Consider the following 20,477-nt stretch of genomic DNA (forward strand, 5'->3'; position numbering starts at 1 on the left):
GGCGATTGCCCGGCGGTGGGTTATTTTTCGTCTTTTTTCTTTCCGAGCGTTGGCGTCTCGTCGAAGAAGTTCCACGGTTTAAGCAGGGCATGCACCCATTCCGTTGGCATGATCGGCCACTCTTCCGCACGGGCGACGTGGGTCGTGCCGGTGGTCATCCAGACTACGTCATCCTGATCGTTAAGCGACTCGTTATCTTTGCTGTACTGCCCCAGTCCCGTGTCGTGGATGGAGCGGTTAGGGAATTTACCTTCCGGATAGCGTTCATCCGGGTGGTAACGGGTCACCCACAGCTGTTTATCCATAAAGCTCAGGCGATGGTAGATCCACTCATCCGGGGCAAATTTCGCGCCGGTTGCCACCGGATGGGTGCCGCCCGCGTAGGGAATAATCTGATACGAGACCGGGTTGCCCATGCGGTTCTCTTTACGGGTGTTGCTCAGCAGGCGAATAGTGCCCGGGTCAAATTTCTGTGCCGCCTGCTGTTCGGTATCAATGTCGTACTGATTGACCTGCATGGTACTGGTGCGCGGGCCACCGGCGGTATTGGGTTTCACTTCCGGATCCATCGCCACCAGCTTGTTGTTAATACCATCGACATCCATATCAAGACGGAAGTTATAGATGTGCTGGTGCGTGGTGCCCACAATGTTGTGGTCAATCAACGTGCCGTATCGGGTATCGTCTTTGGCGGTGGCGTCATGCATGGTTTTGGCCTGAACGCCTTTCACGGCTTCGATACCCGTCGCGCCAGCATCAATGCCGAGGGTGCCGTTCTCATGGAATACCCAGTCGAAGATGTAATCGTAGTTACCGACGGTACTCACCCAGCGCACCACCAGTTCACGACGCTCGGCGCTGACGTTTGGCTGACCCATCTCCTGATGCTTGTATTCCGGCCCCGCATAGCGTTCGAAAATGGCGATTGCGCGCGGGATCTCCATCGGCGCGCCGGTATAGTCCGGGATGGTTTCATTGAGCATCACGGCGTTGGACGGCACGTCTTTACCCCGCACCAGCGGCGAGGTCAGGGTGCCCATGCCGTAGTCGCCGGAGTCGAGATAGGCTTTAAAGTACCAGCCCACGTCCGGATCGCCGTAAGGGACAATCATGCCGCCGAGCGACCCCTGATACATCACCTGACGTTTCTTGCCGTTGTCGTTATACGTGACGGTTGAGATCATCGGGCCCACGCGCGAGTCCAGGCTCAGGTGGAAATCCCAGTTCTGCCAGTGCACTCTGTCGCCGGTTATGGTGTAGTTCTTGCCTTCCGGTTCAATAATGTCGAGCGGTTTTTTCGGTGTCTCTATGCGGTCGCGGCCATCATAGGGACGTGGGGTCAGAGGAACCGGGATAACGGCGCCTTCTTCAATCTTCTGGATCTTCTTCTGCTCAAGGTCGACCACCGCCACCAGGTTTTCAATCGGATGTGCCCAGTAGTTGCCGTCGCCGACATCCAGATAGCTCACCACTTTCAGCAAACGGTCTTCCTGCTTAAGGCCATCTTTACCGTCGAAATAGCCGACGGTCAGCGGCGTGGTAATCACTTTTTTCGGGTCGGTTATGCCGTGCTTTTTAAGCACCTCAGCAAATTCGGTACTGTCGTTAATGATCTGCTGAACCGCGGTGAAATCATCCAACAGCACCATGCCGTGCGCGTCTTTGACCGGTTCCCAGCGCAGAATTTTTTTATCCTTCAGATCCACCAGACTCTCGATGACATGCTTTCCTTCGAGCATGACGATCTTCGCCTGGCGAGGGGCATCGACTGCCGTACCGTTGAGCACATAGTCCCACACTTTGGCTTTTTCTGGCTCCGCAAGGGCGATCTGGGTAAAGCGGGTATTCGGTTTAAAATCCGCAGAGGCTTTAACAATCTCTACGGCTTGCTTAATTTCGTCTGCCGTGAGCGCATTTAACGGGTGAGGACTTTTTTCAACCTGGAAGGTCTGATCGAGACCGGACTGGAAAACATCGTTGATGAACGTCTCTGAGATAAAGGCCTTGTTGCCTTTCATCACCACCGGCACCTCAAGCGTGAGGGTTTTACCGTTGACGATAGCGGTTTTTGCGCCCGGTTTGACCTTCACAAAGGCGCCGTCTTTCGCAATGGTGAACATCTGTGCGTAATCGTCCCACTGCACGTCTGCGCCGAAGTCCTGCAGCGTTTTGTCCATCGGGACCATATGCGCCTCGCTGCCGTGGGCGAAAACAGGGGATTGCCAGGCGCAACACAGCGCAACGGCCATGGCCAGTGCCGTTCTACGGGCAGAAAAAGAAGAATTGCTTCCCATCGTAGACCTCATCTTGTTGTGTTTATTGTGTTGTGTCAGCCTTATCCTGACAGACGCCTGAGAAAAGCGTTTGCCTGCATCTGCCAGGTTATTTGTTGCACTTGCCAGGTTAAAAAAAGAGCGGGACGGTGTCACACCCGGCAGGTCGTCGTAGGCCGGGTAAGCATCGCGCCACCCGGCAGGGAAGGCGGTGAAGGTAAGGTGTTAGAATTCACCCCGCTGGCGCGCCACCAGCGTCAGGATGGAGTAGAGCGCTACGGCCTGCTGGTGCTGGTTGAAAATCTCAACCGCCCACTCCACCACGCCCGTCGGTTTTTCTTCCGCGGTGCGCTGCTTCTTCAGCGTTTTGCGTTTGCAGGTGAGGCGCACCTGAATGGTGTCGCCCGGTTTGACCGGCTCGATAAAGCGCAGGTTTTCCATACCGTAATTGGCAATCACCGGTCCGACCCCCGCATCGACGAACAGTCCCGCTGCGGCGGAGATCAGGAAGTAACCGTGAACCACCCGTTCGCCAAAGATCGACTCTGCCGCACCAATCTTGTCCATATGGGCGTAGAAGTGATCCCCGCTCAGACAGGCAAAGTTCACAATATCCGCTTCCGTCAGGGTGCGACGCGGCGTCAGCAGGCTGTCGCCCGGCTGCAGCTCCTCAAAGTATTTTCGGAACGGATGCACGCGATCTTCCTGCACGGTTGCGCCGCGCACCCACTGCTTGCCAATGGCCGCCAGCATGGTCGGACTGCCCTGAATCGCCGTGCGCTGCAGGTAGTGCTTCACCGCGCGCAGGCCGCCCAGTTCCTCACCACCGCCCGCGCGACCGGGCCCGCCGTGCACCAGCTGCGGCAGCGGGGAGCCGTGGCCGGTGGACTCTTTGGATGATTCCTCGTTGAGGATCTGAATACGACCGTGGGCACGTGCCGCACCGGCAATGAACTGGCGGGCAAGGGCTAAATCAGCGGTAACCAGCGTTCCTGCGAGGCTGCCGCCGCCCGCGCGGGCAAGCGCCATCGCGTGCTCTGTATGGCGATACGGCATCAGCGTCGCGACCGGGCCGAAAGCTTCAGTTGAGTGCACCGCAGGGGTTTCGTCCGGCTGCGGACAGAACAACAGGGTCGGTGGGAAGAACGCGCCCGCGGCCTGTAAATCCGCTTTGCCACCCAGACGGATCTGGCATCCCGCCGTAACCAACTGGTCCACTTTCTCCTGCACGTCGGCGCGCTGTTCGGCATTCACCAGGGCGCCCATCTTCACCCCGTCCTGCGCCGGATCACCCACCACCACTTTTTCCAGCCGGGCAATCAGCGCCTGGCTGACGGCATCAATCTGATTCTGGGGGACGATGATACGGCGGATAGCGGTACATTTTTGTCCGGCTTTGGCGGTCATCTCGCGAACGACTTCCCGGATAAACAGGGCAAACTCCGGCTGCTCCGCCGTGACGTCTTCACCCAGCACGCAGCAGTTCAGGGAGTCGGCCTCCATGGTGAACGGTATCGCGTTCGCCACAATATTCGGGTGAACGCGCAGGCTTTGCCCGGTACTGGCGGAGCCAGTAAAAGTCACCACGTCCTGGCTGTCGAGATGGTCAAGCAGGTCTCCCGCGCTGCCGCAAATCAGGCTAATGGCGCCGTCCGGCACCAGTCCGCTGTCCACGATAGATTTCACCATCGCCTGTGTCACCTGCGCGGTGGCGGTGGCCGGTTTAATGATGGCGGGCATCCCGGCAAGCCAGGTCGGCGCCAGCTTTTCCAGCATCCCCCAGCAGGGGAAGTTAAAGGCGTTGATATGTACCGCCACGCCGGATTTCGAGGTCAGAACGTGGCGAGCGGCAAAACCGCCTTCTTTTGACAGCGGGATCAACTCATCTTCCGGCCACAGCGTGTCATCCGGCAGCTCCCGGCTGCCCAGGCTTGCGTAAGTAAAGAGGGTGCCGATCCCGCCCTCAATATCCACCCAGCTGTCCGCTTTCGTCGCCCCGGTCTGGGCGGAGAGGGCATAGAACGTCTCTTTTTCGCTAAGCAGGTGTTTCGCTACCGCTTTCAGCATGGCTGCACGTTCAATAAAGGTCATCTTTTGAAGCGCTTCGCCACCGCGCTCAATCGCATAGCGACGAGCGGCCGCCATATCCAGCCCTTCGCTGGTGACTTCCCACAATGCTTCGCCGCTGATGGCGTGATGAATGGCGCGTTCACGGCCCCGGCCAGACTGCCAGGTACCGGACAAGAAGCTGGCTAACTGCTGCATCGCTTATCTCCAAGTGTTACGTAATTTCACCATTAATAGTTTAATTATGAATCATAAAAAGCAAGCTGAGATTTTAATGAATTGTTAATGCTGTGATCTGGCCTGATGAATTGCAGCCCGTCAGACCGCTTTCTGCAAGGGCAAAAGCAAAAGCCTTGCGAGCACCATCACAAAACAAGGAAACAATTCTTGGGGTTATATTTAACCTTTGTGTAACTTTTAAAAAAAGTGATTCATCATTTCGCTTTAATTTGCAAACTAACGAATCATAAAGGTGGTGACGTGACGCAAGAACAACGGTTTGAGCAGCGCATAGCGCAGGAGACGGCGATTGAGCCTCAGGACTGGATGCCTGACGCCTACCGTAAAACGTTGATCCGCCAGATTGGTCAGCATGCGCATTCCGAAATCGTCGGCATGCTGCCGGAAGGTAACTGGATCACCCGCGCACCCACGCTGCGCCGAAAAGCGATTCTGCTGGCGAAAGTACAGGATGAAGCCGGACACGGACTTTACCTCTACAGCGCGGCAGAAACGCTGGGCTGCGCACGGGAAGACATCTACCAGAAGATGCTCGACGGCAAGATGAAGTACTCCTCCATTTTTAACTATCCCACCCTGAGCTGGGCCGACATCGGTGTCATCGGCTGGCTGGTGGACGGGGCTGCCATCGTCAATCAGGTGGCGCTGTGCCGCACCTCTTACGGTCCGTATGCCCGGGCGATGGTGAAAATCTGCAAAGAAGAGAGCTTCCACCAGCGTCAGGGCTTTGAAGCCTGCATGGCGCTGGCCCAGGGAAGTGAGGCGCAGCGCCAGATGCTGCAGGACGCCATCAATCGCTTCTGGTGGCCTGCGCTGATGATGTTCGGGCCGAACGACGATAACTCGCCAAACAGCGCCCGCAGCCTGGCCTGGAAAATCAAACGCTTCGGAAACGACGAGCTGCGTCAGCGTTTTGTCGACAACACGGTGCCGCAGGTGGCGATGCTGGGGATGACGGTGCCGGATCCCGACCTGCGTTTTGATGAAGAGAGCGGTCACTACCGCTTCGGCGAAATCGACTGGCAGGAATTTGAAGAGGTGATTAACGGGCGCGGCATCTGCAACCACGAACGGCTGGCCGCGAAACGTAAAGCCTGGGAAGACGGGGCGTGGGTGCGGGAAGCCGCCCTGGCCCACGCAGAAAAACAACGCGCCCGTCAGGCCGCATAAGAGGAAATAATCATGAGCAATGTCTACTGGCCGCTGTACGAAGTGTTCGTACGCAGCAAACAAGGGTTGTCCCACCGTCACGTGGGCAGCCTGCATGCCGCCGACGATCGCATGGCGCTGGAAAATGCGCGCGATGCTTACACCCGTCGCAGTGAAGGATGTTCTATCTGGGTGGTGAAGGCGAGCGAGATTATTGCCTCCCAGCCGGAAGAGAGCGGCGAATTTTTCGATCCGGCTGAAAGCAAGGTTTACCGCCATCCGACGTTCTACACCATCCCCGATGGCATCGAGCACATGTGAGGCGAAGGATGAAAACAGTCACAGCCTATGCCCTGCGTCTGGGCGACAACGGTCTGGTGCTCTCCCAGCGTCTGGGTGCCTGGTGCGGCCACGCGCCGGAGCTGGAGATCGATCTCGCGCTGGCCAATATCGGTCTTGATCTGCTGGGCCAGGCGCGCAATTTCCTGGCCTACGCCGCTGAATGTGAAGGTGAGGGCGACGAAGATACCCTGGCGTTTGGGCGCGACGAGCGCCAGTTCCGCAATGTCCTGCTGGTGGAGCAACCCAACGGCAATTTCGCCGACACGATTGCCCGTCAGTACCTGATGGATGCGTGGAACGTGGCGCTGTATGAGCGCCTGACCCGCAGCACTGACGGCCAGCTTGCCGCCGTCGCCGCCAAAGCGATCAAAGAGGCGCGCTACCACCTGCGCTTTAGCCGCGGCTGGCTGGTACGCCTGGGCGACGGGACCGAAACGTCCGCACAAAAAATGCAGCAGGCCATCGATAACCTGTGGCGCTTTACGGCAGAGCTGTTTGACGCCGATGACGTTGAGCTGGCGCTGATGGATTCCGGCGTGGCGGTGGACCCGCGCACCCTGCGCCAGCCGTGGGAAAGCGAAGTGTATGCCGGTCTTAAAGAAGCCAGCCTGAGCATACCCGACGAGGTGGCGTACCGCACCGGGGGTAAGAAGGGGCTGCATACCGAACATCTGGGGCCGATGCTGGCAGAAATGCAGTATCTCCAGCGCGCGTATCCCGGTCAGCAGTGGTAAAGGAGAACGCTATGCAACGTCTCGTCGACATCGCACCGGCGCAAATCCCGCAGATCTGGTCGCTGTTAAGCCAGATTCCGGACCCGGAAGTGCCGGTATTAACCATCACCGACTTAGGCATGGTGCGCAGCGTGAAGGCACAGGGGGAAGGCTGGGTGATTGGCTTCACGCCAACCTATTCGGGCTGCCCGGCAACGGAACACCTGCTGGGGGCGATCCGCGACGTGATGACCGCGCATGGCTTTACCCCGGTGCACATTGTGCTCCAGCTTGACCCTGCCTGGACCACCGACTGGATGACCGCCGACGCGCGCGAACGCCTGCGGGCTTACGGCATCAGCCCGCCCGTGGGGCATAGCTGCCACGCGCACGCACCTTTGGAGGTGAGCTGCCCGCGCTGCGCCAGCACCGACACCGCGCTAATCAGTGAATTTGGTTCGACGGCCTGCAAAGCGCTTTACCGCTGCAACACCTGCCGCGAACCCTTCGACTATTTCAAATGCATTTGAGGCTGCCATGACAACGTTTCATTCATTAACAGTGGCAAAAGTGGAACCCGAAACCCGCGACGCGGTGACCATCACGTTTGCGGTGCCGCAGGCGCTGCAGGAAGCCTACCGCTTTCGCCCCGGACAGCACCTGACGCTGAAAACGAAGCTGGGCGGGGACGAGCTGCGCCGCTGTTACTCCATCTGCCGGAGTACCGCGCCGGGTGAGATCAGCGTGGCGGTCAAAGCCATCGAAGGCGGGCGTTTTTCCCGCTATGCCCGGGATGAGATCAAAGCAGGCATGGCACTGGAGGTGATGGTTCCGCAGGGGCAATTTGGCTATCAGCCGCAGGCCGAACGTGAAGGCCACTACCTGGCGATAGCCGCAGGCTCCGGCATCACCCCGATGCTGGCGATCCTCTCCGCCACGCTGGCCACCGAACCGAACAGCCATTTCACTCTGATTTACGGCAACCGCAGCAGCCAGAGCATGATGTTCCGCCAGGCGCTGGCGGACCTGAAAGATAAATATCCGCAGCGGCTGCAGCTGGTCTCCATCTTCAGCCAGGAGCGGCTGGACAGCGATCTGCTGTATGGCCGCATCGACGGGGAAAAGCTGCAGGCGCTGGCGAAAACCCTGATCAACTTCCGTCAGTACGACGACGCGTTTATCTGCGGCCCGTCATCGATGATGGACGAGGCCGAAGCCGCGCTGCAGGCGCTGGGGATGTCGGAAAAATCCATTCACCTTGAACGCTTTAATACGCCGGGGACCGCCGTGAAACGCACGGTAAACGTGCAGGCGGAAGGGCAGAAAGTGACCGTGCGACAGGACGGGCGCGACCGCGAAATTACCCTGACGGCAGACGACGAAAGCATCCTCGATGCTGCCCTGCGTCAGGGGGCGGACCTGCCTTATGCCTGTAAAGGCGGCGTGTGCGCGACCTGTAAATGCAAAGTGCTGCGCGGGAAGGTGGACATGGCGACCAACTACAGTCTGGAGCCGGACGAGCTGGCCGCCGGGTATGTGCTGAGCTGTCAGTCACTGCCGCTCACCGCCGACGTGATCGTCGACTTTGACGCAAAGGGGATGGCATGAGCGAACTGACTGTTACCCGTCATGGCCGCGTGCTGCAGCTGACGCTGAACCGTCCGGCGGCGCGTAATGCCCTGAATAACGCCCTGTTGACGCAATTAGCCGACGCGCTGGAAAGCGCTGCGGTTGATGCCGACATCTCGGCCTGTGTGATCTACGGCAACGAACGCTGCTTTGCCGCCGGGGCCGATCTCAACGAAATGGCAGAGAAAGACCTGCCCGCCACCCTGAACGATATCCGCCCGCAACTGTGGGCGCGCATTAACGCGTTTAACAAACCGCTGATCGCCGCCGTCAACGGTTTCGCGCTGGGCGCCGGATGTGAACTTGCGCTGCTGTGCGACGTGGTGATTGCCGGGGATAACGCACGATTTGGCCTGCCGGAAATCACCCTCGGCATTATGCCGGGGGCGGGCGGTACCCAGCGACTGATCCGCAGCGTCGGTAAATCCCTTGCCAGCAAAATGGTGCTGACCGGAGAGAGCATTACTGCGCAGCAGGCGATGAGCGCCGGGCTGGTCAGCGATGTCTTCCCGGCATCCCTGACGCTGGAGTATGCCCTGAAGCAGGCGGCAGTGATGGCGCGCCATTCCCCGCTGGCGCTGCAGGCGGCGAAACAGGCGCTTCGTCAGTCTCAGGAGGTGCCACTGCAGGCTGGCCTGATGCAGGAGCGTCAGCTTTTTACGCTGCTCTCTGCCACCGAAGACCGCCGGGAAGGTATCGACGCTTTCTTGCAAAAACGCACCCCCGACTTTAAAGGACGCTAATTGTGGAATGTATTCTCAGTCAAGTAGAACAGGGCGTAATGACCATTACGCTGAACCGTCCGGAGCGTCTGAATAGCTTTAATGACGTGATGCATCAGCAGCTTGCAGAATGCCTGAAACAGGCCGAGCGCGATGACACCATCCGCTGCCTGCTGATCACCGGCGCAGGGCGCGGTTTTTGCGCCGGGCAGGATTTGAACGACCGCAACGTCGACCCCATCGGCCCGGCACCGGACCTGGGGATGTCGGTTGAAACCTTCTATAACCCCCTGGTACGCCGCCTGGCAAAACTGCCGAAGCCGGTCATTTGTGCAGTCAACGGCGTAGCGGCCGGCGCGGGCGCCACGCTGGCGCTCGGCTGCGACATGGTGATTGCCGCCCGTTCCGCCAACTTTGTGATGGCCTTCAGCAAGCTCGGCTTAGTGCCGGACTGCGGCGGCACCTGGCTGCTGCCACGCGTGGCCGGACGTGCCCGCGCCATGGGACTGGCGCTGCTCGGCGATAAACTCAGCGCCGAACAGGCGCAGGCGTGGGGAATGATCTGGCAGGTGGTGGATGACGACCAGCTCTCCACTACCGCGCAGCAGATGGCGCTGCACTTTGCGTCTCAGCCAACCTTTGGGCTGGGGCTGATCAAGCAGGCGATTAACGCCGCGGAAACTAACACCCTGGATGCCCAGCTTGACCTGGAGCGCGACTATCAACGTCTGGCCGGTCGCAGCGACGACTACCGCGAAGGCGTCAGCGCTTTCCTGGCGAAGCGCACGCCGAACTTTACGGGGAAATAAGATGCTGAACATACGCACGGTCGCCGTGATTGGCAGCGGCACGATGGGCGCGGGCATTGCCGAAGTTGCCGCCAGCCACGGCCATCAGGTTCTGCTATACGACATCGCCGGCGATGCGATTTCACGCGCCATCGACGGGATTCGCCAGCGTCTGGCCTCCCGGGTAACGCGCGGAAAGCTCTCCGCCGATGCCAGCGCCCAGATCCTGGCCCGACTGCTTCCGGTGACGGATATCACCGCGCTTTCTGGGGCCGAACTGGTGATTGAAGCGGCCTCCGAACGGCTGGAGGTGAAAAAGGCGTTGTTTGCGCAGCTGGCGGAGATCTGTCCGCCCCAGACGCTGCTGACCAGCAACACATCGTCCATTTCCGTCACGGCGATTGCGGCAGACGTGAATCATCCGGAGCGCGTGGCGGGGCTGCACTTCTTTAACCCCGCGCCGGTGATGAAGCTGGTGGAGGTGGTCAGCGGGCTGGCGACCTCTGCGGAAGTGGCAGACGCGCTGTGTGAACTGGCGCTGAACTGGGGTAAACAACCCGTTCGCTGCCAGTCAACGCCTGGGTTCATCGTCAACCGCGTCGCGCGCCCGTTTTATTCCGAAGCCTGGCGTGCGCTTGAAGAGCAGGTCGCCCCACCGGAGGTGATTGACGCTGCGCTGCGCGAGGGCGGCGGTTTTCCGATGGGGCCGCTGGAGCTGACCGACCTGATTGGTCAGGACGTGAACTTTGCGGTGACCTGCTCGGTGTTTAACGCCTTCTGGCAGGAGCGTCGTTTCCTGCCTTCGCTGGTGCAGCAGGAGCTGGTGCTGGCCGGAAGGCTGGGTAAAAAGAGCGGAAAAGGGGTTTACGAGTGGCAGGGGGAGAAACCCGTCGTGCAGTGGGTTGAGACCGTAAATGACAGCTACAGCCCGATGCGCGTGGAAAAAAGACGTGACGGTGTCACAGAAATTGATGATGGGTATCTGGTTGAAACGCAGGGGGAAACCGCTCAGGCACTGGCGCTGCGCCTCAACGGCCCGGTAGTGGTGGTGGACCGTATTGAGCGTGACGTGGCGGTGATTGCGGCGGCCGCCAGCAACCCGCACACCGCGACGCAAAAAGCCATCCGCTACCTGCAACAGCAGGGTCTCCGGGTGGTGCAAATTGCCGATTATCCCGGTCTGCTGGTCTGGCGCACGCTGGCAATGATTGCTAACGAAGCGCTGGATGCCCTGCAAAAGGGGGTCGCCAGCGAGAAGGACATCGACACCGCCATGCGTCTGGGCGTGAACTACCCGAGCGGCCCGATCGCGTGGGGCGAGCGTCTGGGCTGGCAGCGCCTGCTGACCCTGCTGGAGAACCTGCAACGACATTACGGCGAAGAACGTTATCGCCCCTGTTCACTGCTGCGCCAGCGGGCGCTTCTGGAGAGTAGCTATGAGTCATAACGCCTGGCATAACGCCCGCACGATGTACGAAAAGGACGCCTGCGCGCAGGCGATGGGGATGGACATTGTCGATATGGACGAGGGCTACGCGGTGGTGACGATGACCATCACCCCGCAGATGCTCAACGGCCACAAAACCTGTCACGGCGGCCAACTTTTTTCGCTGGCAGACACCGCCTTTGCCTACGCCTGCAACAGCCAGGGGCTGGCGGCGGTGGCCTCCGGCTGCTCGATCGATTTTCTGCGTCCGGGCTTTGCCGGAGATAAGCTCACCGCCACCGCGCGGGTGATGCATCAGGGCAAACTGACCGGCGTGTACGACATTGAAATTCAGAACCAGCAACAGAAAACCGTCGCCCTGTTCCGCGGAAAATCACACCGCATCGGCGGCACTGTCACAGGAGAGGCCTGATGCGTGACGCATTTATTTGTGATGGCGTTCGAACGCCAGTGGGGCGCTACGGCGGCGCGCTTTCTGCCGTGCGAACGGACGATCTCGGTGCCGTACCGCTGCGTGCGCTGCTGGACCGCTACCCGCAGCTCGACCTGGAACGGATTGATGATGTGATTTTCGGGTGCGCCAACCAGGCGGGGGAAGATAACCGCAACGTGGCGCGAATGTCGGCGCTGCTTGCCGGTCTGCCGCAGACGGTATCCGGAACCACCGTTAACCGCCTGTGCGGCTCGGGTCTGGACGCAATAGGCTTCGCTGCTCGCGCTATTAAAGCAGGTGATGGCGACCTGCTGATGGCGGGCGGCGTCGAGTCCATGTCGCGCGCACCGTTTGTGATGGGGAAAGCCACCGCCGCGTTTCAGCGCCAGGCGGAGATCTTTGATACCACCATCGGCTGGCGATTTGTGAATCCGCTCATGCATCAGCAATTCGGAACTGACAGTATGCCGGAAACGGCAGAGAATGTAGCTGAATTGTTAAATATCAGCCGTGCCGATCAGGACGCGTTCGCGCTGCGCAGCCAGCAACGAACCGCTCTGGCGCAACAGAACGGCATTCTGGCGCAGGAAATCGTGCCGGTACGGGTACCGGGTAAAAAAGGGACGGTCACCGAATTCAGCGTGGATGAACATCCGCGCGCAGAGACCACGCTCGAACAGCTTTCCGGGCTGAAAACGCCGTTCCGTAAGAACGGGGTGGTGACGGCGGGGAATGCGTCCGGCGTCAACGACGGTGCAGCGGCGTTAATCATCGCCAGCGAGAAAATGGCGCTGGCGCAGGGATTAATCCCCCGCACGCGGATCGTGGCGATGGCAACGGCAGGCGTGGAGCCACGTTTAATGGGGCTCGGACCGGTGCCTGCCACCCGCCGGGTGCTGGAGCGTGCCGGTCTCAGCATCAACGATATGGACGTCATCGAACTCAACGAAGCCTTCGCCGCGCAGGCGCTGGGCGTCCTGCGTCAGCTGGGTTTGCCGGATGATGCCGCGCACGTTAACCCGAACGGCGGCGCGATTGCGCTGGGCCATCCGCTGGGAATGAGCGGGGCCAGACTGGCGCTGGCCGCGAGTAATGAATTGCATCGACGCAACGGGCGCTACGCGCTCTGTACGATGTGCATCGGTGTGGGTCAGGGCATTGCCATGATCCTTGAGCGTGTTTGATCAAATTTCACTGTGAGCACCCTACAATGACAAATACAACAAAGCTTGATCCGATTGAAACAGCCTCCCTTGACGAGTTACAGGCGCTGCAGACTGAGCGTCTGAAATGGACGCTGCATCACGCCTACAACAACGTGCCGATGTACAAACGCAAGTTTGACGCCGCGGGCGTTCACCCTGACGATTTCAACGAGCTGGCGGATATCCGCAAATTCCCGTGCACCACCAAGCAGGACCTGCGGGATAACTATCCGTTTGATACGTTTGCCGTGCCGATGGAGCAGGTGGTGCGCATTCACGCATCGTCCGGTACCACCGGTAAACCGACCGTTGTCGGCTACACGCAGGGCGACATTGACAACTGGGCCAACCTGGTGGCCCGCTCCCTGCGCGCCGCGGGCGGTAGCGCGAAGGACAAAATTCACGTGGCGTATGGCTATGGTCTGTTTACCGGCGGGCTGGGCGCACATTACGGTGCCGAGCGCTTAGGGGCGACGGTGATCCCGATGTCCGGCGGCCAGACGGAGAAACAGGCGCAGCTGATCCGTGATTTCCAGCCGGACATGATCATGGTGACGCCATCCTATTGTCTCAACCTGATTGAGGAGCTGGAACGTCAGATGGGCGGCGATGCCAGCACCTGTTCCCTGCGCGTGGGGGTATTCGGCGCCGAGCCGTGGACACAGGCCATGCGCCGTGAAATCGAAAAACGCCTGGGGATTACGGCGCTGGACATTTACGGCCTCTCCGAAGTGATGGGGCCGGGCGTGGCGATGGAGTGCATTGAAACCGCCGACGGTCCGACCATCTGGGAAGATCATTTCTATCCGGAGATCGTCAACCCGAACGACGGCACGCCGCTGAACGACGGCGAGCAGGGCGAACTGCTGTTCACCACGCTCACTAAAGAGGCGCTGCCGGTGATCCGCTACCGCACCCGCGACCTGACGCGTCTGCTGCCCGGCACCGCCCGTACCATGCGCCGCATGGACCGGATCAGCGGTCGCAGCGACGATATGCTGATCATCCGCGGCGTCAACGTCTTCCCGTCACAGCTGGAAGAGGAGATTGTGAAGTTTGAACATCTCTCACCCCACTACCAGCTGGAGGTGAACCGTCGCGGACATCTTGATTCACTTTCCGTGAAGGTGGAGCTGAAAGAGAGCAGCTTAACGCTGACCCACGAGCAGCGTTGCCAGGTGTGCCACCAGCTGCGTCATCGCATTAAATCGATGGTGGGGATTTCCACCGATGTGATGATAGTCAACTGCGGCAGCATCCCGCGTTCAGAGGGCAAGGCCTGTCGGGTGTTTGATTTGCGTAAAGTTGCGGCCAACGGTTGAGTTTTTTCCCTTGCCCCTCATCCTAACCTTCTCCCCAGAGGGGAGAAGGGACTTTTTCTTCCTCTCCCTTTGGGCTGAGGGATCCCCAGTAATTTTTTAACTTGAAGCGATATATGTGCCATCAGGATTATGAATGACTTACAGCGATGTCCCGGTCCGGCTGTAAATCGCCGAAGCGTTTCCGTAAGGCCACGGCGAGGCGCAGGGATGCGCCGAGAGGGCGTGGCCTGCAGGGATGCAGGCTCATGCCCGACCCGATAGCCTGAAGGAATAAGCTGAGGGCACCGCGAAGCGGCGATTTACCGCCGGGAGCCCGGGTCGCCAGGGTGGTGGCGATTGAGCCACCCTGGCACGTTCACCGGTCGTGCCGTCACAGAGTAGCAAGGAACATGAAGTGAACGGAATGACCACTATAGCCGTATGTTTCCCCTCACCCCAGGCCTCTTCCTCAAGGGAGAGGGGAATATGCTATGATTCATCCAGACCAAAAATAACAACAGAATGAATCACATGAATAAACTCGATGCCTTTATCCAGCACGCGGTTAGCTCGGTTCCCGTTAGCGGAACGTCGCTTATCTCCTCATTATACGGTGACGCGCTTTCACATCGCGGCGGCGAGATTTGGCTTGGCAGCCTTGCCGCCTTACTGGAAGGCATGGGGTTTGGCGAGCGCTTCGTGCGCACCGCGCTGTTTCGCCTCAACAAAGAGGGCTGGCTGGACGTCTCGCGCATCGGGCGTCGCAGCTTTTACCGCCTGAGCGATAAAGGGCTGCGCCTGACCCGTCGAGCGGAGAATAAGATTTACCGCGCCGAACTGCCCGCCTGGGACGGAAAATGGCTGTTGCTGCTCTCCGAAGGGCTGGACAAAACCACCCTTGCCGACGTCAAAAAGCAGCTGATTTGGCAGGGGTTTGGCACGCTGGCGCCGAGCCTGATGGCCTCGCCGTCGCAGCATCTGGCGGATGTACAATCTCTGCTTCACGATGCTGGCGTGGCGGAGAACGTCATTTTCTTTGAAGCCCACTCGCCGCTGGCGCTCTCCCGCGCGGCGCTGCGTTCACGTGTAGAAGAGTGCTGGCAGTTAACCGAGCAAAATGCGATGTATGAGTCGTTTATTACTTCGTTCCGGCCGCTTCTGCCGCTGTTAAAAGAGGCCGCACCGGAGGAGCTTACGCCGGAACGGTGCTTCCAGATCCAGCTGCTGCTGATTCACTTTTATCGTCGTGTGGTGCTGAAAGACCCGCTGCTGCCGGAGGAGTTACTGCCTGCGCACTGGGCGGGACAAAGCGCCCGACAGCTCTGCATCAATATCTATCAGCGTGTCGCACCGGGGGCGCTGGCGTTTGTCAGCGAGAAGGGGGAAACCTCCGTCGGCGAACTGCCCGTGCCCGGCACGCTCTACTATCAACGCTTTGGTGGTCTTTCAAGCGCATAAGGAGTGAAGATGCCTGTTTATCAAATTGACGGTCTGACGCCGGTGGTGCCTGACGAGAGCTACGTCCACCCAACGGCGGTGCTGATTGGGGACGTGATTCTGGGTAAAGGCGTTTATGTCGGCCCTAACGCCAGCCTGCGCGGTGATTTTGGCCGCATTGTGGTGAAAGATGGCGCCAACATTCAGGATAACTGCGTCATGCACGGCTTCCCGGAGCAGGACACGGTGGTGGAGGAGGACGGGCATATCGGCCACAGTGCCATTCTCCACGGCTGCGTGATCCGCCGTAACGCGCTGGTGGGCATGAACGCGGTGGTAATGGATGGGGCGGTCATCGGTGAAAACAGCATCGTCGGCGCGGCGGCGTTCGTGAAGGCGAAAGCGGAGATGCCCGCTAATCATTTGATTATCGGCAGTCCGGCCAAAGCGATCCGCGAGCTGAGCGAGCAGGAACTGGCCTGGAAGCAGCAGGGCACGCGGGAGTATCAGGTGCTGGTGGAGCGCTGCAAGCTGACGATGCACCAGGTCGAGCCGCTGCGCGAGGTTGAGTCTGACCGGAAGCGACTGACGTTTGATGAGAATTTAAGGCCGAAGTCGGCGGTGTAGGGGGGAGGTCCGCTTTGTGCCAGAAGCGGACGTTTGCAATTCGCCATTGTTCTCGATAAGCAAGTCCATGAACAAAGCCTTCAATGTCGTTATAGCGACAGGCTATGTCATTGTCTATTCGGCAGAAGCGACCACTTCGTCACCAGCGGGGATAAACTGATTGAAGCTGTCGTGCAAAATCACTTATTCTTTCTATTAATAAGATGCAGAGGATAAGTCATGACCGGTGAAATTCGCGGAAGGGGAAGACCACGAAAAACAGAAAGTACCTATGCAGATACTCGTAATGACCTGATCCGCAGTGGACTTGAACTGCTAACGCAGAATGGTTTTCTTTCGACGGGAGTCGATGCCATTGTCAAAAATGCCAGTGTTCCTAAAGGCTCATTTTATTACTATTTTAAGAGTAAAGAAGAATATGCTCAGACCGTTCTGAATGCCTATGACAGTTTCTTTGAACATAAACTCAAGAAACATCTTCATGAATCATCCTGTGCACCGATGGTACGTCTGGAAAATTTCATAGATGATGCCTGCGATGGGATTAAAAAGTACAACTTCACTCGTGGCTGCCTGGTTGGCAATATGATGCAGGAGAGTCCGGGGCTTCCGCCATCCTTTATTAATCAACTACAGAGTATTATTGAGAGCTGGCAAGCACTTGTTGCGGCCTGTTTGTCCGATGCGTTATCTTCAGGCGAAATATGTTCCGATATGAATGATAAGCAACTTGCGGCCATTTTCTGGAGTGGCTGGGAAGGAGCAGTCATGCGCGCCAAACTTTATTGTTCAACCCAACCTGTGTACGATTTCTGGAACTATTTCAAAACTTCTGTACGCTATCAACCGTCGCCGGAAGTGACGGCTGAAAAGTAAAAGAGGAGCCTAAACCGGCCCCTTAATAAATCAGCATCAATTCCAGGCAGGACCCGGCATCTATCCAATTAGCTACATTGAATCACTGCTCGACCACGAATTCCGCCATTTAGAAGTTTTTCGGCTACATAGATGGCCTCACTGAGTGGATAAACGGTCGTCAGGCTATCTAGTCTGGACTCAGGTAAATACTGTACCGCCTGCTGCCAGATCGCCGCTCTTTTTTCTTTCGCGAACATCACACTATCAATCCCTTTCAGCGTGACGCCACGCAGGATAAACGGAGCCACATTCCCCATCAGTTCCATACCCTGTGCCATGCCGCAGGCTGCAATAATACTGCCGTACCTCACGCCGGCGCAGGCGTTGCAGAGCGTGTGGCTGCCGACTGTATCAATGGCGGCAGCCCAGCGTTCTTTCTGTAAAGGTTTTCCGGGTGATGAAAGCTCGGAACGATTAATGATCTCGTCTACACCGACCGTTTTATAAAGCCAGGCAGCTTCTTCCGGGCGACCAGTAGACGCGGTAACGCGGTAACCCATCGACGCCAGGATCATGGCCGCAATACTCCCGACACCTCCGCTGGCACCGGTAACAAGTACCGGACCATCTTCAGGCTTAATACCATGATTCAGGAGTGCGTCGACACACAGCATCGCGGTAAAGCCAGCTGTACCGATTGCCATCACGTGTTTGCTGTTTGCGCCCGTAGGGAGCGGCGTCAGCCAGTCTCCATTTACCCGCGCTTTTTCGGACAGCCCGCCCCAGTGTTTTTCCCCAACACCCCAGCCGGTAAGAAGAACCTTATCCCCTGCCTGAAATTCCGGATGTGAACTGGCGGACACCGTACCGGCAAAATCAATGCCTGGCACCATTGGAAAGTGCCGGACTATTGGGCCGCGGCCCGTAATGGCCAGCGCGTCTTTGTAATTGATGGATGAATAGTCAATATTGACCTCCACATCCCCCTGCGGCAGCTCACTTTCAGCGATTTCAGCAAGTTGTGTACTGTAGCGATCATCTGTTTTGTTGATTAACAAAGATTTAAACACTTTCACCTCGTCTTCCTGGTCGTTTACAGGTCAGTTATTAAGTCGTTTATGAATATTATTGACCGATCGTCTAATAATCAATGCTACTATCCCATTGTTTTGTCAGCATTCAAGAATTATTATTTTTTTTCATTAGCTTAAAGCTGTTTTTTTTGATCAGTATCAATCTGAATTCGGGTTTATCTCGCGAAGAGAGGAAATGGCGGAAACCCATGGAGGATGCACAGTTAATGCTTCAGGACGCGGCTGCTAATGCTGCAGTAGGCTGCTTAGTGCCAGAAGCGGAAGTTTTAGAAGCCAGCTGTTTCCAATAACAGACGTATTATCGAACCGGAAACTCATGTTTTTTAATAACCCCTCTCCGGTTCGAAAGGCAACAAACCATTTTCACGGGGTTATTTCTGTTGTAGCCAGCGCTGAACGCCCGTTAATGCAGAGTCAATTGCGCCTGCCAGATAGCCCGAGAACTGCGGTGACCATTCACTGGCGACACCTGTTATCTCGCCGGACCATTCTACCCAGGCGGGAAGTTGCTCAGGCATTGCGTGCCCGACCTCCTGCAGGAGATCAAATTCCGTCGCAGTAAACGGATCGGCCGCCCAGTCTTTTATATACTCAGCTTCGGGTTCTGCCGCGTCCTGCCCAAATAAGCGTACGAGCTGCTCCCGGCAAAGGCTTTTGAGAACAGCTTCGCTGACTGTCCATCTCGATTTTGCCGGTACGCCAATAAAACCAAAAATCGCCGTTTTGCCCGAATCTGGCTCGGATACGTCATGGATCTCTACCATTGGCCCCACGCGGCTTCCTGCATTCCCTGAAAGCTGCCGCTCATGCAATATGTCTGTTTTATATACAGCGACATATTTTGCATGGGGAGCCATCCATGTCGGGATTTTCCGCCAGTTTGACAGTACCTGTTCCGGCATCGCCGGTCTGAAATCTATTTTAGCTGCCAGGGCAGGAGGCAAAGCGAGGAAGACATGCTCACCGGAAAATACGGCTTTTTTACTGCCTTCGGACCGGGTATGGACCTGCACTTCCTTGCCAGCCCGGGAAACCGCCACCACCTGATGGCCGGTTTTAATCTTCTCAGCCGGGATCTGACTTTTAAGTGCCGCCGTCAGCGCCTGCATTCCTCCCTTCAGCCTGAAAGACGCCGGGGAGCTCTCCCATGACGGATAGCGTTCGGGGGGCGAATCCAGTTGGCGCTCGTAGAGCATGTCGCCCGGGCGACCGTGCGCGATTACCGGAAGATTAAGCCGCTCGATCAGTTGCGCGAAGTCCGGTTGAATATCAGGCCAGAACCACGCTGCCCCCATATCGACATGAATGCCAGCGGAGGTGCCCGCCAGTTCCAGGCCAGACAGCACGCGCCCGCCCGTTCTGTCACGAGCCTCAAGGATCACATAATCAACACCCGCTTTTTCAAGCAGCGTGGCGGCATAAAGGCCGCTTATGCCCGCACCGATGATAACAGCGCTCTGCTTCATAATGTCGCTCCGGTCAGGGTTGTCGGGCTGAGATGTCCCGTTTTCAGATAAAAAAGTGCGCCAGAGGCGGTGGCTATCAGAGCTGGCATATCACCCGGCGGAAACCGCAGCCAGCTTCCTGACTCATAGCGACCTTCCGGCGCACGGATCTCCCCCTGTAAAAGAATGAGCTCTGCTCCGCCAACAAGCGGTGCACAGAAGATCCGCTCGCCCGGAGCAAGCTTCTGAAGCTGAACGATTTCTGAAGCACCGGAGAATAAAGGGCAGACTTGTCTTTGCGGCTGACCGTGCCAGTTAGCTGCCTCCTGCGTATTTATCCTGACCGGCTGGCGCTCATCGGCAGACATCTGGCGCAGCTTGACGAAAATGGTTGTGCCGTCGCGACTTGAGGGCTGGTGAGAAGAACCGTCCGGGCTGCGCAGATACCAGCCGGCAGGATAGTCGACCCCGTTTTCGGTAAAAATACCGTCGAGCACCAGAATCTCTTCTCCGCCGGGATGGCTGTGTGCGGGAAATTTGGATCCGGGCGCATACCGGACAAGGCTGGTTGCGCGGGCCTGCTCGCGACCAATCCGGTCAAGCATCAAGCGCTCAACGCCGGGCTGGGGAGAAGGTATCCACTGATAATCATCCGGGGTGACGATCGCACGCTGCGAAAAATCAGAATTCAGTAACATCATAGTCAG

Annotated in this window: 19 protein-coding genes; 14 read left to right on the forward strand and 5 right to left on the reverse strand. The window is 58.0% G+C overall.

Annotated elements, in window-relative coordinates:
* Nucleotides 1-20 precede the first annotated feature (20 nt).
* Nucleotides 21-2,294, reverse strand: coding sequence for a primary-amine oxidase (gene tynA / locus L383_RS17545; protein ID WP_023330318.1), 2,274 nt, complete (start codon nt 2,292-2,294; stop codon nt 21-23).
* Between the two features lie 204 nt (nt 2,295-2,498).
* Nucleotides 2,499-4,538 carry a phenylacetic acid degradation bifunctional protein PaaZ gene (gene paaZ / locus L383_RS17540; protein ID WP_023330319.1) on the reverse strand — a complete coding sequence of 680 codons (2,040 nt, stop codon included), beginning with the start codon at nt 4,536-4,538 and terminating at the stop codon, nt 2,499-2,501.
* Between the two features lie 282 nt (nt 4,539-4,820).
* Here paaZ and paaA point away from each other — a divergent pair, with 282 nt between their 5' ends.
* From paaA to L383_RS17470, 14 genes are all read left to right on the forward strand, one after another.
* On the forward strand, nt 4,821-5,750 hold the full coding sequence (gene paaA, locus L383_RS17535) for a 1,2-phenylacetyl-CoA epoxidase subunit PaaA (protein ID WP_014883698.1): 930 nt from the start codon (nt 4,821-4,823) through the stop codon (nt 5,748-5,750).
* A gap of 12 nt (nt 5,751-5,762) precedes the next feature.
* The gene (paaB, locus tag L383_RS17530) at nt 5,763-6,050 is read left to right on the forward strand and encodes a 1,2-phenylacetyl-CoA epoxidase subunit PaaB (RefSeq protein WP_006175064.1); all 288 of its coding nucleotides are present in this window, start codon (nt 5,763-5,765) and stop codon (nt 6,048-6,050) included.
* Nucleotides 6,051-6,058: 8 nt separating this feature from the next.
* On the forward strand, nt 6,059-6,805 hold the full coding sequence (gene paaC / locus L383_RS17525) for a 1,2-phenylacetyl-CoA epoxidase subunit PaaC (RefSeq protein WP_023330320.1): 747 nt from the start codon (nt 6,059-6,061) through the stop codon (nt 6,803-6,805).
* A gap of 11 nt (nt 6,806-6,816) precedes the next feature.
* On the forward strand, nt 6,817-7,314 hold the full coding sequence (paaD, locus tag L383_RS17520; protein WP_014883700.1) for a 1,2-phenylacetyl-CoA epoxidase subunit PaaD: 498 nt from the start codon (nt 6,817-6,819) through the stop codon (nt 7,312-7,314).
* A 7-nt stretch (nt 7,315-7,321) separates the two neighbouring features.
* Nucleotides 7,322-8,392, forward strand: a complete 1,071-nt coding sequence (gene paaE / locus L383_RS17515) for a 1,2-phenylacetyl-CoA epoxidase subunit PaaE (protein ID WP_023330321.1) — start codon at nt 7,322-7,324, stop codon at nt 8,390-8,392.
* Nucleotides 8,389-9,156, forward strand: a complete 768-nt coding sequence (paaF, locus tag L383_RS17510; protein WP_014883702.1) for a 2,3-dehydroadipyl-CoA hydratase PaaF — start codon at nt 8,389-8,391, stop codon at nt 9,154-9,156. Before paaE ends, paaF begins: the two co-directional genes overlap by 4 nt.
* Nucleotides 9,156-9,944, forward strand: coding sequence for a 2-(1,2-epoxy-1,2-dihydrophenyl)acetyl-CoA isomerase PaaG (paaG, locus tag L383_RS17505; RefSeq protein ID WP_094166814.1), 789 nt, complete (start codon nt 9,156-9,158; stop codon nt 9,942-9,944). Before paaF ends, paaG begins: the two co-directional genes overlap by 1 nt.
* Before the next feature lies 1 nt (nt 9,945).
* Nucleotides 9,946-11,370: a 3-hydroxyacyl-CoA dehydrogenase PaaH gene (gene paaH, locus L383_RS17500; RefSeq protein WP_023330323.1), complete on the forward strand. Its 1,425-nt coding sequence runs from the start codon at nt 9,946-9,948 to the stop codon at nt 11,368-11,370.
* Nucleotides 11,360-11,782, forward strand: a complete 423-nt coding sequence (gene paaI / locus L383_RS17495; protein WP_014883705.1) for a hydroxyphenylacetyl-CoA thioesterase PaaI — start codon at nt 11,360-11,362, stop codon at nt 11,780-11,782. The genes paaH and paaI overlap by 11 nt, the downstream gene beginning before the upstream one ends.
* Nucleotides 11,782-12,987, forward strand: coding sequence for a 3-oxoadipyl-CoA thiolase (gene pcaF / locus L383_RS17490; protein WP_014883706.1), 1,206 nt, complete (start codon nt 11,782-11,784; stop codon nt 12,985-12,987). Before paaI ends, pcaF begins: the two co-directional genes overlap by 1 nt.
* A 26-nt stretch (nt 12,988-13,013) precedes the next feature.
* Entirely contained in the window at nt 13,014-14,330 is a 1,317-nt protein-coding gene (gene paaK, locus L383_RS17485; protein ID WP_014883707.1) for a phenylacetate--CoA ligase PaaK, read from the forward strand.
* 501 nt (nt 14,331-14,831) lie between these two features.
* Entirely contained in the window at nt 14,832-15,767 is a 936-nt protein-coding gene (paaX, locus tag L383_RS17480) for a phenylacetic acid degradation operon negative regulatory protein PaaX (protein ID WP_014883708.1), read from the forward strand.
* 9 nt (nt 15,768-15,776) lie between these two features.
* Nucleotides 15,777-16,373, forward strand: a complete 597-nt coding sequence (paaY, locus tag L383_RS17475) for a phenylacetic acid degradation protein PaaY (protein WP_023330325.1) — start codon at nt 15,777-15,779, stop codon at nt 16,371-16,373.
* Between the two features lie 219 nt (nt 16,374-16,592).
* Nucleotides 16,593-17,249: an acrylate utilization transcriptional regulator AcuR gene (locus L383_RS17470; protein ID WP_023330326.1), complete on the forward strand. Its 657-nt coding sequence runs from the start codon at nt 16,593-16,595 to the stop codon at nt 17,247-17,249.
* A gap of 68 nt (nt 17,250-17,317) precedes the next feature.
* Here L383_RS17470 and L383_RS17465 read toward each other — a convergent pair whose 3' ends face one another.
* The 3 genes from L383_RS17465 to L383_RS17455 form a co-directional block, all read right to left on the reverse strand.
* The gene (locus L383_RS17465) at nt 17,318-18,301 is read right to left on the reverse strand and encodes an acrylyl-CoA reductase (NADPH) (protein ID WP_032629228.1); all 984 of its coding nucleotides are present in this window, start codon (nt 18,299-18,301) and stop codon (nt 17,318-17,320) included.
* 395 nt (nt 18,302-18,696) lie between these two features.
* Complete coding sequence (locus L383_RS17460; RefSeq protein ID WP_023330328.1) at nt 18,697-19,791, reverse strand: flavin monoamine oxidase family protein; 1,095 nt, start codon at nt 19,789-19,791, stop codon at nt 18,697-18,699.
* Nucleotides 19,788-20,471 (reverse strand): cupin domain-containing protein, encoded by a 684-nt coding sequence (locus L383_RS17455; protein ID WP_080350636.1) that lies wholly within the window; start codon nt 20,469-20,471, stop codon nt 19,788-19,790. The genes L383_RS17460 and L383_RS17455 overlap by 4 nt, the downstream gene beginning before the upstream one ends.
* Nucleotides 20,472-20,477: the final 6 nt, after the last annotated feature.

The sequence above is a fragment of the Enterobacter sp. MGH 37 genome (assembly GCF_000534515.1).
Lineage (GTDB): Bacteria > Pseudomonadota > Gammaproteobacteria > Enterobacterales > Enterobacteriaceae > Enterobacter > Enterobacter kobei.